At 56.6% G+C, this 13,795-nt stretch carries 12 protein-coding genes; 8 read left to right on the top strand and 4 right to left on the bottom strand.

Annotated features, from left to right (window positions below; translation table 11 throughout):
- Positions 1-3 precede the first annotated feature (3 nt).
- Both VN114_RS03200 and VN114_RS03195 read left to right on the top strand, forming a co-directional pair.
- On the top strand, positions 4-1,203 hold the full coding sequence (locus VN114_RS03200; protein WP_325511922.1) for a hypothetical protein: 1,200 nt from the start codon (positions 4-6) through the stop codon (positions 1,201-1,203).
- Entirely contained in the window at positions 1,200-2,657 is a 1,458-nt protein-coding gene (locus VN114_RS03195) for a lipopolysaccharide biosynthesis protein (RefSeq protein ID WP_325511920.1), read from the top strand. Before VN114_RS03200 ends, VN114_RS03195 begins: the two co-directional genes overlap by 4 nt.
- A 57-nt stretch (positions 2,658-2,714) precedes the next feature.
- Here the strand turns inward: VN114_RS03195 and VN114_RS03190 are convergent, their stop codons facing one another.
- Genes VN114_RS03190 through VN114_RS03180 form a run of 3 tightly spaced genes read right to left on the bottom strand, consistent with a single transcriptional unit; the run spans position 2,715 to position 5,075 of the window.
- The gene (locus tag VN114_RS03190; protein WP_325511918.1) at positions 2,715-3,329 is read right to left on the bottom strand and encodes a phosphatase PAP2 family protein; all 615 of its coding nucleotides are present in this window, start codon (positions 3,327-3,329) and stop codon (positions 2,715-2,717) included.
- Between the two features lie 6 nt (positions 3,330-3,335).
- The gene (lgt, locus tag VN114_RS03185) at positions 3,336-4,178 is read right to left on the bottom strand and encodes a prolipoprotein diacylglyceryl transferase (RefSeq protein ID WP_325511916.1); all 843 of its coding nucleotides are present in this window, start codon (positions 4,176-4,178) and stop codon (positions 3,336-3,338) included.
- 3 nt (positions 4,179-4,181) lie between these two features.
- A complete protein-coding gene (locus VN114_RS03180) occupies positions 4,182-5,075 on the bottom strand; it encodes a LysR substrate-binding domain-containing protein (RefSeq protein ID WP_325511914.1) in 894 nt (297 codons plus the stop codon).
- Between the two features lie 205 nt (positions 5,076-5,280).
- Between VN114_RS03180 and ilvD the strand changes: the two genes are divergently transcribed.
- The 3 genes from ilvD to VN114_RS03165 all read left to right on the top strand — a co-directional run bounded on the left by ilvD (position 5,281) and on the right by VN114_RS03165 (position 8,375).
- A complete protein-coding gene (ilvD, locus tag VN114_RS03175; RefSeq protein WP_325511912.1) occupies positions 5,281-6,954 on the top strand; it encodes a dihydroxy-acid dehydratase in 1,674 nt (557 codons plus the stop codon).
- Positions 6,955-7,210: 256 nt separating this feature from the next.
- Positions 7,211-7,759, top strand: coding sequence for a TetR/AcrR family transcriptional regulator (locus VN114_RS03170; RefSeq protein WP_325511910.1), 549 nt, complete (start codon positions 7,211-7,213; stop codon positions 7,757-7,759).
- A 115-nt stretch (positions 7,760-7,874) separates the two neighbouring features.
- Positions 7,875-8,375 carry a hypothetical protein gene (locus tag VN114_RS03165; RefSeq protein ID WP_325511908.1) on the top strand — a complete coding sequence of 167 codons (501 nt, stop codon included), beginning with the start codon at positions 7,875-7,877 and terminating at the stop codon, positions 8,373-8,375.
- A gap of 124 nt (positions 8,376-8,499) precedes the next feature.
- Here the strand turns inward: VN114_RS03165 and VN114_RS03160 are convergent, their stop codons facing one another.
- Positions 8,500-9,306, bottom strand: a complete 807-nt coding sequence (locus VN114_RS03160) for a TlpA disulfide reductase family protein (RefSeq protein ID WP_325511906.1) — start codon at positions 9,304-9,306, stop codon at positions 8,500-8,502.
- A gap of 357 nt (positions 9,307-9,663) precedes the next feature.
- Between VN114_RS03160 and VN114_RS03155 the strand changes: the two genes are divergently transcribed.
- The 3 genes from VN114_RS03155 to VN114_RS03145 all read left to right on the top strand — a co-directional run bounded on the left by VN114_RS03155 (position 9,664) and on the right by VN114_RS03145 (position 13,753).
- Positions 9,664-10,167 (top strand): sigma-70 family RNA polymerase sigma factor, encoded by a 504-nt coding sequence (locus VN114_RS03155; RefSeq protein ID WP_325511904.1) that lies wholly within the window; start codon positions 9,664-9,666, stop codon positions 10,165-10,167.
- A gap of 1 nt (position 10,168) precedes the next feature.
- Positions 10,169-11,146 carry a FecR domain-containing protein gene (locus VN114_RS03150; RefSeq protein ID WP_325511902.1) on the top strand — a complete coding sequence of 326 codons (978 nt, stop codon included), beginning with the start codon at positions 10,169-10,171 and terminating at the stop codon, positions 11,144-11,146.
- Positions 11,147-11,236: 90 nt separating this feature from the next.
- The gene (locus VN114_RS03145) at positions 11,237-13,753 is read left to right on the top strand and encodes a TonB-dependent receptor (protein ID WP_325511900.1); all 2,517 of its coding nucleotides are present in this window, start codon (positions 11,237-11,239) and stop codon (positions 13,751-13,753) included.
- Positions 13,754-13,795 lie beyond the last annotated feature (42 nt).

Here is a 13,795-nt window from a genome sequence, read left to right as displayed (position 1 = left end):
AACATGGATCACATTGCAAACAGGCTGGTTGTTCGCCTGAGCGAAACCCGCGGCGAAGGTCGCATCACCCGCACGGCGACCTTTGGCGATCGCCAGGTATGGTGGGAGATCACCGGCCACAACGCCAGCCTGCCGGCACCGTTGCGCGTGCATGACGTCGCAGCTACCGCGCTGGTGTTCTTCGCGATGAACCGGCGTGTCGACCTGCACATCGACGGCCCGGTCACGTTTTCCCTGTTGAAGAACATGGAAGATCTGATCGCGTGCTGGCATGCATGGCGGCCCGATCTGTACAGCAAGATCAACATTACCGCCGCGCAGGAAGTGGCAGATCCGGCATTGCCGGCGGAAGCGTCCGGTCGTGCAGTTGCGGCATTTTCCGGCGGACTCGATGCATCGTTTACCGTGTGGCGTCATGTGACGCATGGGGCGGGACGACGCAGTTATGGGTTGCTGGCCGGCGTGTTGATTCAGGGATTCGATATCGGCCTGGAGGCGAACGCTGCGTTTGCGACGACGGTATCGACGGCAGCCGATTCCCTGCGTTCCATCGGCGTGCCGATGGTGACGATGCGTACCAACTGGCGCGAGGTGGCCTGCGTCAACTGGGAAATGGAATTCGGCAACGGCGTCGCAAGCTGCCTGCGCAACTGGCAGGGCAGCGCCTGTGCCGGACTGGTCGGTTCCGACGAAGACTACGCGCGTCTGGTGCTGCCGTGGGGCGGCAATCCGATCACCTACACGATGCTGTCCAGCCGCGACTTCCAGATCGTCTATGACGGCGGCGAATTCACGCGCACCGAAAAGGCGGAACAGATTCTCGACTGGCCGGCAGGGCTGCGCAATCTGCGCGTCTGCTGGGAAGGTCCGCTGACTGGCAGAAACTGCGGTCATTGCGAGAAATGCCTGCGTACCAAACTCAACTTCATGGCGCTTGGCGCACCGTTGCCGGAATCGCTGGCCGGTCGTCCGAGCGATGCAGACATCCAGAACCTGCGCGCCGGCAATCACGCGCAACTGGTGCTGCTGGATGAGATCGTCGAGATCGCCGAGAAGCGCGGCGTCCATGAAACATGGGTACGTGCGCTGAAGATCGCAATTGCGAAGAACCGCATGCGCAATGCATTGCCGGTGAAGGAAACGATCAAGCGCGTGTTGCGTCCTGTCCTCGGCCCGTTGAAGAGAAAGCTGATGCCGCAATGAAGAACATGCGAAGCGTCGTGCCGTGGGCTGTTGTCGATAGCGTCGGCGTCGGGCTGCTCGGCTTTCTGACGCTTGGCATCATGACGCGCGTGCTGACGCCCACCGATTTCGGTAGCGTTGCTTTCGCGCAGGCCATCGTGTTGATGACGCAACTGGTTATCGCGCTGGGTATCAACGAGGCGTTGATCCAGCGCCGGCCGATCGACATGCTGCATCTGGACAGTGCGTTCTGGATGTCGGTCTGTCTCGGCATAGCCGGATTTCTGTTCTGTGCGAGCGTCGGCCTGTACTTCATCTACGTCATGGATCAATCGCTGGTCGGCACGATCCTGATCATCGAGGGGACAGCGTGCATGTTCACCGGCCTGAACCTGCTGCCGTCGGCGATGCTCGACCGAAAAATGCGGACAAAAGCCATCGCGCGACGCACGGTACTAGGTCGCTTGAGTTACTGCCTGGTGGCGATCGGACTTGCGGTCGCGCACTTTGGTGTGTGGAGTATTGTCGTCGCCGGTGTCGTGCAGAACCTGATCCTGACGACGATCTTCTGGCGCGGCCAGAAGCGCTGGCCGAAGCGCCGTTTCTCGCTGCCGCATGCGAAGCAGCTGATTTCCTTCGGTGTGCCGGTCATGCTGGAAGGCGCGCTATGGGCTTTCCTCACGCGCGGATTCAATCTGCTGATCGGTGCCATTCATGGCCTGAACGTGCTGGGTCTGGTCAGCGTTGCATTCAAGGCGACGGATGCGCTGTCGAATATCATCGGCAGCGTTGCGGGACGTATCGGTCTGCCGTTCTTCTCATCGATGCAGGAGGATCGCGAGCGTCTGCAACGCGCCTTCCTGAAAATCTCGCAGATCATGTCGTTCGTATCGACGCCGATTTTTGTCGGCCTGGCGCTGACGGCTCAGCAATGGGTGCCGCTGCTGCTCGGCGACAAATGGCCGGATGCGATTCCGATGATTGTGGTGCTGTGCCTGATCTGGACCACGAGCTTTACGCGCATATTCGTCAGTCCGTACCTGCGCGCACTCGGTCGTCCGCGCGCCTTGCTGTTGCCGGGACTGTGTGCCAGTGCCTGCACGATCGCCGCCGTTTTTCTGACCGCGAACCATGCGCCGATCTACGTCATTCTTGCATGGGCATGTCGCGTCGCCGTCACCTATCCGCTCGGTCTGCATCTGCTGCGCAAGTACGCGGGTATTTCCATCGGTGCGCAATTGAAGCCGTTGCTTGCTCCGGTTTCGAGCGCGGCAGTCATGGCGGTATGCGTGCTGGGAGCGCAGGCGGTAGTGGAAAGTCGCGGTCTTTCATTGCTTGTGGAGCTGTTGGTGTCGATGGCCGTTGGTGCGCTCAGTTATGCGTCGATGGTGTTGTTCACGCATCGACGTGCATTGCCGGAAATACTGGCCAGCTGGCGTGGCGATGGCGGGTTGCGCAGTGCGAAAACGCGGTAACTGTTTTCTCCAGTCCAGGACCACTAGCAGAACTGCGTCAGGAACGACGGGCGATTCTCAGAGGTCGTGCATGCGTTGCCGGATTTCCGGCGCCTGATCGGCCCCGGCCAGTGCAATGGCAACGCGCGCGATCCAGCTTTCGGTCGGAGCGGGCTTCATTGCCAGAGAGGGCAGTAACAGCAGTATCGCCACCAGCAGCAAGCCGCGATGAGAGGTAATGATCGCCTGCTTCCTGCAGAAGTGGATGAACAGGAAGGAGATTGCGAATCCCAGCGGCAATCCGGTCACGACTTCCGACACCGAATGCACGCCAAGCACGAGACGCGAAATGCCGATGCCGACCGCAAAGGCGACGCCGAACCAGATGCCCGCCGATTGCATCTCGCGCTTCTGTTTTTGAAACAGTAAATACATCATTGCCGGCATGATGGCAGCCGCGCGCATTGCGTGCCCGCTGAAACCCTTGAAATCGACCGATGCGATGCCGATGCCCCATCCGGCATAAGCCACCTTGGTTGCGGCAACGAGGAACAATCCGATGCCGAACAGCAAGCACCAATTGATGCAGGCGCGCCATGCACCGCTGCCAAGCAACCATAGTGCGATGATTGCAGCAGCGGGAACGGTGAGATTGGTGTCGGCGAGTTTGGTAAATAAGTGCCAGAAATCCATGCGCGGTTATTTCACTTTCGATGCCGTTGCGTTGACGGCAGGCGCGCGATCGGGTGGAAACACCGGCTTGCGATAGGCAAAGATCAGCATGACGATGCCGAGTGCGATCAGCGGCAGCGACAGCATCTGGCCGGCAGAAATCGTGATGTTCGCAAGGTGCACATCGTAGTCCGGCACGCGGAAATATTCGGTGATGAAACGGCCCAGGCCCGACAGCAGGCAGAACATGCCGCCGACTGCCATGCGCGGCACTTCTCTGCGCGAGAACATCCACAACAGCACGAATTCGATCACGCCTTCCAGTGCCTGATACAGCGGCGACGGATGGCGCGGCAGGTTATCCACGTTCGGCCAGATCATCGCCCACGGCAGCGTTGCGTCCGCGATACGTCCCGGCAATTCGGCGTTGATGAAGTTGCCGATGCGGCCGAATGCATAACCCAGCGGCACCATCGGCGCGATGAAATCCAGCACGTCCCATGCATTACGTTTCTGACGATGTGCCCACACGCTCATTGCCAGCAGCACGCCGAGAAAGCCGCCGTGGAATGACATGCCGCCGTTCCACACCTTGAATATCTCAAGCGGATTGGCGAAATAGAACGCCGGGTGATAGAACAACACCTCGCCGAGTCGGCCGCCGATCACCACGCCGAGCACGCCGTAAAACAGCATGTCGTCGATATCCTCGCGTACCCAGCCCGCACGGGCGATATGCGGCTGCCGGATACGCATCCGTGCCAGTGCGACGAACTGGACGAAGGCAGCCAGATACATCAGGCCGTACCAGCGAATGTGCAAGGGACCGATCGAGAGGGCGACCGGATCGGGCATAGGATGAACCCACATGTTTTATTTCTTTCGCAGTAATTCGAGAAAGGCGCGCAATACCGGTGAGGCATTGTCGCGCCGCCATGCCAATCCGGTTTCGACCAGCGGCGTCTTGTTTGCCAGCGGCCGGTAATCGACGCCGGGCCGCTTCAGGTTCGACACGGATTGTGGCACAAGCGCGATGCCCATGCCCGCCGAGACGAGCCCGATGATGGTCTGCATCTGGATCGCTTCCTGCCCGATGCGCGGCGTCAGTCCCGCTTCGTGATAACAGGCGAGGATCGCATCGTGCAGCGATGGTGCAATCCGTCGCGGGAAGATGATCAGCGGTTGCTCGGCCAGCGTCTGCAATGCCGCTTTCGGCTTGCCGCGCAACGCAGACAGTCCTTTGGGTGCGGCGAGGATCAAAGGTTCCGACAGCACCGGCAAATAGTCGAGCTGCAGTTTTATCTTGTCCGGCAATGGCGGGATCAACAGGCCGACATCAATGCGACCCTGGACCAGGTCGTCGAGCTGCACGTCGGTGGTTGCTTCACGCAGATCGATTTCCACATCGGGATACGCTTCGCGGAATTCCCGCAGGAAAGGGGGCAGCACGCTGTAGTCGGCGGTGGAGACGAACGCCAGCGACAGGCGGCCGGAAGTGCCGGATGCCGCACGCCGTACCATGTCCGGCAGCCCGGCGATTTGCTGCAGGATGCGTTGCGCTTCCGGCAGCAGTGCGGCGCCGGCCGGCGTCAATGCGACGCTGCGGCTGGTGCGACGGAACAGCGGCATGCCGAGCAATGCTTCCAGCGACTGGATCGATTGCGACAGTGGAGGTTGCGTCATGTGCAGGCGCTGTGCAGCGCGGCCGAAGTGCATTTCCTCGGCGACGGTGACGAAATAGCGCAATTGTCGGAGTTCGATATTCATGTCGTCACCCTGTCAGGCGTTCGGTTGATTGATATGTATTTTATATTAATCGTCATTGAATCATATATTTGACACGCGGCTTCGCGGAGTGCATTCTGGCGACTCTTTTCAGGGATTTGCCCTGTTACCGGGCAGGCAACCGCTGCAGCCTCTGTATCGTTTTCAAATTGCAGCGCATTACCGATTTGTATTTTCTGGAGTCATCATGGCATTCAATCGTCGTTCCAAGAACATCACGCAGGGCGTGTCGCGCAGCCCGAACCGTTCCATGTATTACGCAATGGGTTACGAGAAGGAAGACTTCGACAAGCCGATGGTCGGTATCGCCAACGGCCATTCGACGATCACGCCGTGCAACTCCGGTCTGCAGAAGCTGGCCGACATCGCGATCAAGACCGTCAAGGACGCGGGCGGCAATCCGCAAGTGTTCGGTACGCCGACCATTTCCGACGGTATGTCGATGGGCACGGAAGGCATGAAGTACTCGCTGATCTCGCGCGAAGTCATTGCGGACTGTATCGAAACCGCCGTCAACGGCCAGTGGATGGATGGCTGCGTCGTCATCGGCGGCTGCGACAAGAACATGCCAGGCGGCATGATCGCCATGCTGCGCACCAACGTGCCGAGCATCTATGTATACGGCGGCACTATCAAGCCGGGCAACTGGAAGGGCAAGGACCTGACCATCGTTTCCGCATTCGAAGCCGTGGGTGAATTCACCGCCGGTCGCATGTCGCAGGAAGATTTCGACGGCATCGAGCGCAACGCTTGCCCGTCGTCCGGTTCGTGTGGCGGCATGTACACCGCCAACACGATGTCGTCGGCATTCGAAGCGCTGGGTCTGTCGCTTCCTTATTCGTCGACGATGGCGAACCCGGACGATGAAAAAACCGGCTCCGCAGCGGAATCCGCACGCGTACTGATCGAAGCGATCAAGAACGACCTGAAGCCGCGCGATATCGTCACGCGCAAGGCGATTGAAAATGCCGTCGCCGTCATCATGGCAACCGGCGGCTCGACCAATGCCGTTCTCCATTTCCTCGCGATCGCACACGCGGCAGAGGTGGAATGGACCATCGACGATTTCGAACGCATGCGCCAGAAAGTGCCTGTCATCTGCGATCTGAAACCGTCGGGCAAATATGTGGCGACCGACCTGCACAAGGCCGGCGGCATTCCACAAGTCATGAAGGTGTTGCTGGATGCAGGCCTGCTGCACGGCGACTGCATGACGATTACCGGCAAGACCGTTGCCGAAATGCTGGCGGATGTGCCGTCGGTACCGCGCGCCGATCAGGATGTGATCCATCCGATCAAGGACGCACTGTACGAACAAGGCCATCTCGCGATCCTGAAAGGCAATCTGTCGCCTGAGGGTTGCGTCGCCAAAATCACCGGCCTGAAAAATCCGGTCATCACCGGTCCTGCACGTGTGTTCGACGACGAGTACACGGCAATGGACGCGATCATGGCCAAGCAGATCAAGGCGGGCGACGTCGTGATCTTGCGTTATCTCGGTCCTAAAGGTGGTCCTGGCATGCCGGAAATGCTGGCGCCGACTTCGGCACTGGTCGGCCAGGGCCTGGGCGAGTCGGTCGGCCTGATCACCGACGGCCGCTTCTCCGGCGGCACTTGGGGAATGGTGGTCGGCCACGTGTCGCCCGAAGCATTCGTCGGCGGTCTGATCGGTCTGGTGGAAGAGGGCGATTCGGTCACGATCGATGCGCATCAACTGCTGATTCAACTGAACGTGCCGGAAGAGGAAATTGCACGCCGTCGCGCCAACTGGAAACAACCGGCACCGCGTTACACGCGTGGCGTACTGTCGAAATTTGCAGCGCTGGCGTCGACCGCAAGCAAGGGCGCAGTCACCGGTTGATCGGGGGCGTGCTTCAAAAAAAAGCCGGGCAACTGCCCGGCTTTTTTTCGCGATACCTTGGAGACAGCCAGCTCAAGTCGGGCTTCATCTGCGATTGGTGCCGGCAATCGATACGACCGGCAAATGTTTAGCCGTCGCGTTTCTTGGCGATGCATTCAGGTGACTTGTCGAACACACAAATTAATCAATATTTGACAATCTACATACTAGTAGGTATAGTTCGCGCATGAGATCCAGCAATACATCCGAAGAAATCATGAGCTGTGCCCGTTCACTGATCATTTCAGGCGGGTATAACGGCTTCAGTTACGCTGACATTGCCAAAGTGGTTGGCGTGCGCAACGCGACCATTCATCATCATTTTCCAACCAAATCCGACCTGGTTCGATCGCTGGTGGTCAACTACCGATCGGAAGTTCAACTCGGTATGGCTGAATTGGAGCGCAATGTCCCGGAGCCGGCCGGGCAGCTTCGCGCATACATTCATTATTGGGAATCATGCCTGGCTGACGATACGGCCGCGTTTTGTGTATGTGCCTTGCTCGCAACGCAATTGCCGGTACTTCCGGAAGAGATTGCGATCGAGGTGCGAGCCCAATTCCGGACCCTGTCGGATTGGCTGGTTTCTGTGCTTGAACGCGGCGTGGCGCAAGGCACCATACGACTTGCTGCTCCGGTCAAGGCCGAAGCGGAAGGTTTCATGGCGACGGTCCATGGGGCGATGCTTTCGGCGCGTGCCTACAACGACACCAAAATATTCGGCGTCATCACCCATCCGCTGCTGAAACGTCTTTTGGAAACCTGAAACATTTATCGCATACGGAAACATTTCGCCCAATAATCTACCAACTAGTAGGTAGTTATTGGATATGAAAGCAAGTTTGTAACGCCATTTGATCAAAAACACGAAAGGAAACGCCATGTTCGGAATAACGCCTTTGGGCTGGTTACACACACTGGGCAGCCTGCCTGCCATTCCACTCGCCGCATACATGTTCGCGCGATACGGTCGGATCACGCCACGTACCAAACCGGGTATTGCGTACTTTATTTCAATGCTGATTGGCGCGACGACGGTCTTCCTTGTCGCGCATCAGACGATCAGTTACGGCATTGCCATCGCGACCATTGCATTACTGTTGATAGGTTACGGAATCGCGCATGTCAATTTTGTCGGTCGTGCAGCCATTTATATCGAAACGATTTCTCTCAGCCTCACGGCATTCCTGTTGATGATCCCGACCGTGAGCGAAACGCTGCGCCGCGTGCCGGACGGGCACCCGTTCGTGACCGATCTGAAGTCGCCCCTTCTGCTGGGTGTGCAGGGTGCGATCCTTGTCATTCTTGTGGTCGGCGTAACGGCACAGATAATTTTCCTGCGCAGGAAAAACAGTGCAGCTGTAATTGAATTGCGCGGTTGAGGCGCGCAGTTTGAACTTGAAGGCGCCCCCGCGCTCGGCCACGGGCACGAGTGCGCCATGTCGCATTATCTAAACGACCTTGCGGGCAGCCTTTGCAGACGATGAAGAAAAAGCCCCGGGAATGCTATTTCTTCATTTTTTGAAGATCGCTCGCCAGTGTCGCTTCCGACAATCCACCCACGTGTGTCGCCAGCAACTCACCATTCTTTGAGTAATACAATGTCGTCGGCAGCACGCGTGCGCCGAACATTTGCATCAATCCGAAGTCGTAATCGGCGACGATGCTTTTGGTTGCCAGCTTCATCTGATTTGCAAAGAACAGTGCCTCATCCGGATCGTTGTCCTCGTTGACGAAGACGAAGGTGAGATCCTTGTTTCTCTTCTGTGCATCCACCAACAATGGCATTTCGCGACGGCACGGCGGGCACCAGCTCGCCCACAGGTTGACGACGAGCGGTTTGCCGTGGGCGAGTTCCTTGAAAGTGGTGAGCTTGCCGTCGAACGTCTTGACGGTCACTGCAGGCAATGCGACTTCACCCGCAATCGAATCGGCAGCCGGCACGGCGATGCTCCACGCCAGCAGGAAGGTCAGTGTGCCTGCAGTCAGCGGCGCACGCAGTGCCGGCTGTTGCCAGCCACGCCATGCGACAAGTGCGCAGCCGGCGACGATACCGGCAATCACATTAAAGCCACCATCGCGAATATCGAGAATCGACAATGGTGTTTTCCAGTATTGCTCGAACCATACAGCCACGAAGAACATGCGCGCCGCAACGACCGAGATCAGTACGATCTGCATTGTTGTATCGGTCACCTTGATCTTTTTTCTCCAGGAAACGACCAGCGCGATGGCGAGCGCGGCGAGAAGACAAATGGCGAGAAGCAGTTGTGAAATCTTGATCGAGAAGATTCCGAGGGACAGGCTGGACATGGTGGATATCAGGTCGATGAGTTATGAACACTTGAGTATTCGTTTGATTCGGGTGTTTAGTTACATCGGTTGGAGAAATGATTGGTTAACAAAGTAGTTGATCAGTTGTTTCCTGAAGATGAGGTGAAACAGGTCTTTGTCTGCGGTGATCGTTTGCCAGCACGTCTAGATCTTGAATTACTTTAGTGGGGCTGGTTCAAGGCCACGCGCAGGTGCCTTCCGTTTCTATCGCCTTAATACAAGAAAGACGGCACACACGATCGCATTAAAAAGATGATTGTCTGCAGATGATCATGTATTACAATGAGAATAATTCGTATTATCAATTGTAGTGGCGATCGGCAAAGGGGGCTTTTCGTGTCCGCGACTGAGATTCACGTAAATCAGCAAATCGGCTCGCTTTATAGCGAGCACCATGGCTGGCTTGTCGGCTGGTTAGGTCAACGGTTGAATTGCAAAAGCCTGGGAGCCGATCTGGCACAAGATACGTTTACAAGAATACTGGGCGCAGGCAAACCTCTGGATTTGCAGGAGCCTCGTGCCTATCTGACGACGATTGCCAAGGGGTTGGTCAGTAACTATCTCCAACGGAAAAAGCTTGAGCAGGCGTATCTGGATGTGCTGGCATTGGTTCCTGAAGACAGTTATCCGTCTCCTGAAGAGCGCATGCTCGTTCTGGAAGTGTTGATGGAAATTGATCGCGTACTCGACGGTCTGCCTGACAAGGTCAGGCAGACGTTCCTCCTCTCGCAGCTCGATGGCCTGGCTTACGCAGAAATTTGCGATTTACTCGGTCTTTCGCTAAGCACGGTTAAACGACATATGGTTCTTGCTTTCCGCCATTGCATTGCTGCTGCCTGATATGAGTGCCAGTGCAAATCGCTTGTTTAAAGATGAAGCAATCCCGGATGTCATCCTGGACGAGGCAGCGCTTTGGCTGATGGAATTGCACGGCAGTCAATTCGATCCGCAACAACGTCAGAAACTGAAAGAATGGCGCGCACGCAGTACAGCCCATGAACGTGCATGGCAACGTGCATCGATGTTTGCAGAAAAAATTCAGAGTTTGCCGCCGGAAGGTGCAAGGGCACTGAAGAAACTTGCCGGAGCGGATCGGCGCAAGGCCGTCAAGACGCTGGCGGCGCTTCTGGTCGCAGCGCCTGCAGGATGGCTGGCCTGTCGTTATGCGTTGCAGAGCGATGGCGTGCGATACAACACGGCAGTGGGACAGCAGCGTGATGTGATTCTGGATGATGGCACGCGTCTCGTGTTGAATACGGATACCGAAGTCGACGCCGTTTTTAATGAATATGAACGTCGACTGGTTTTGCATCGCGGCGAAATTCTGGTAACGACGGCGAAGGATCGTACTTCTCATCCACGGCCGTTCTCCGTGCAGGTTCATCAGGGCAATATTCGCGCGTTGGGAACGCGATTCATCGCGCGACAGGAAGAAGAAAAAAGCCACGTCGCTGTCATGGAGGGCGCAGTGGAAATCAGTCCTGCCGATAATGCATCCGCCAAGGTCGTCGTACCGGCCAACGAACAATCCTCCTTTACCAGCAGGCAGGCCGATCTTCCCGTTGCGCTGGAAGCCGGTGCCGATAGCTGGGCGGACGGAATGCTCATCGCCCATAAAATGCCGATGGCCGCATTTATCGCCCAACTTAATCGTTATCGGCCGGGAAAATTGCGATACGACACACGGATCGCCGGTTTATCTGTCTCTGGCGCATTTTCGTTAAGGGATACGGACCAGACGCTGGCCACTCTGGAGCAAACGATGCCGGTGCGCGTGCAATACCTGACGCGTTATTGGGCAACGGTTGTGCCACGCTAAAAATATTTCTCAAAAATGATGACCCTTTTTTGAATTTCGTTGGGCATATCAGATAAGAGGCAACGCTATCTGATCATCGAAAGGCAGGAAATGGCATCACCGCAGAAGACCCCAAACAAAAAAGAAGCACGTCGTTTTGTATTTGCGCGCCGATCGGCGCTCTCCCTCGCTATTCAATCTGCATCCTGGATGCTGGTTGCCGGCACGTCCGGTTTTGCGAGCCACGCTCATGCAGCGGAAGCTGCCGAGAACGTCCAGACTTACGCAATTCCTGCCGGCCCGCTAGGTCAGACACTGTCGGCTTTTGCCGCCAGAGCCGGTGTTTCCTTCTCTTTCGATGCGGGTTTGACGGAAGCCAGGTCGAGCAAAGGCATCAACGGCAGGTATTCCGTTTCCGGCGGTTTTGCACATCTGCTGGAAGGGAGCGGCCTGCAGGTGCAACGGCTGACGAACGGCGGCTTTACATTGCAGGCATTGCCGGTCGTTGCAAAGCCGGTTGCAGCAACCGTGCCGGTAAAGCAGCAGGAGTCGGTTCCGCAGGATCTGCCTGCCATCGATGTCGTTGCACAGCGGATGGATAGCAATCTGATCAGGCCGACACGACAAGTCACTGTCATCGAACGCGAAGAGCTGAACGAACTGCGTCAGGCATCGACCAGTGTTGCCACACTGTTGAGCAAGGTCGTGCCGGGGATGGCGGATTCGAGCCGTACCATTACCGACTTCGGTCAAACGCTCCGCGGACGCAATATGCTGGTGCTGGTCGACGGTATTCCCATCAACACCAACCGCGATTCTTCGCGCAATCTGGCAACCATCAATCTCGGCAGCATTCAACGCGTTGAAGTTTTGCGCGGCAGCAGCGCCATCTACGGTGCTGGTGCAACCGGCGGTATCGTGGCGATCACGACACGTCCGGCCGGTGGCGAACCTTATGCTGAAACGACTGTATCGCTCAACTCGTCGCTGTCCAAATTGCGCGCGGACGGCGTAGGTGGAGAGATCAACCATTTCATGTCTGGCTCTAATGGTGTCGTGGACTATGCATTCAATATCGGCCTGCAACACATCGGCGGATCGTATGACGGCCACGGCGACCGGATTGCACCGGAGCCAAGCCAGGGTGATCTGTTCGACAGCAACAATTATGCGATCGGCGGCAAGCTCGGCTTCCGCATAGACCGCGATCAACGCTTGCAGTTGTCGATCAGTCGTTATGTTGCCGATCAAGACACCGACTACGCTTCGGATCCATCGGTGGCGAAATTGCCTTTGGGATCGGCAGTCGCCAAGCCGATCAAGGGCTTGAAGCTGGATGACCAGAATCAGATCCGGAACACGCTGGTTTCCGGCGATTATCAAAACACGGATTTCTTTGGCAGTGAATTGTCAGCGCAACTGTATTACCGCGATTATTTCACCCGGTTCACGCCGTTCGATGCGCGTGCATTGGCCAACCGCGGCAAAAACATCGATCAGGTCATGCAGAACTCGAACATCTTCGGCGGCCGCCTGACGTTAACCACGCCGATCGTCGAAAGTACGAAGCTCGTCTGGGGACTGGATTTCAACCAGGAACGCAGCGATATGCCGGACGACGTGTTCAACAAAGCTGTGTACGACAGCAGCGGTGGAACGGTATTTCAGAAAACCGGAAGGGTGACGTACATGCCGGAGCTGACCACGCGCACCATCGGCGCCTTCGGTCAGTTGCAGCACAAGTTGAATGAGCAATGGTCGTTTGAAGGCGGTGTGCGGTACGAACGTTCAAGAGCGGAATTCGATGACTTTGTCTCCTTGCTGGAAAGTACAAAACCGACGCCGGGTACGGTGGAGGGTGGGACCATCAAGTACGACGCATGGTTGTACAACCTTGGTACCGTATTCAAGCCGATCAAGAATCATGAGATGTATGCGGCATTCAGCCAGGGGTTCCAGCTACCGGATGTCGGTTTGGTGATTCGCAATGCGCAAGCGAATTTCGATATCGGCTCGGTTAAACCGGTAAAAACGGATAACTATGAATTGGGATGGCGTGGAACATTCGGTGATGTACTAGGTACATTGGCAATTTTTCAGACCACATCAAAATTAGGTGATGTTCAGAGCATCAATAATGGTCTGATTCTGTTGCGAACAAGGGAAAAAATTCAGGGTATCGAAGGCAGTCTGGATTACCTGCCTGCCGGAAATTGGGGTGGCGGAGCGACCCTAACTTACATCGAGGGCAGGGAAACGCCAAGTGGCAAGCCTGATCAGGACATGACCGGGTATCGCATTCCGCCACTCAAAGTTACCGCATATGTGCAATACAAACCAAATGAGCAGTGGAGTAATCGTCTGCAGGCAACCTACTTCGGTTCGCGGGATTACCGTTTGAAAGGCGTGGAGAGTTTTGGCCGACGCGAAGTCGACAGCTACACCACCGTTGACCTGATCAGTCGTTATGCATTTACGAAGAAGGATTCTGTGACGGTAGGTGTCGAGAATTTGTTCGATCGTTACTATCTGCCGGCTTACAGTCAACTGATGCGCAATAGTAATAACACCAGCCGCCTGCCTGCAACGGGCGCCGTGTTGAGCGTGATGTACAACCACGTTTGGTAAGTCTCTTGCCGAGTCCCATTGAGGAGGCGTTCGCCTCCTCAT

The organism is Oxalicibacterium sp., assembly GCF_035565035.1.
GTDB lineage: Bacteria > Pseudomonadota > Gammaproteobacteria > Burkholderiales > Burkholderiaceae_D > Oxalicibacterium.
This window is presented reverse-complemented; position numbering and strand designations above follow the sequence as displayed.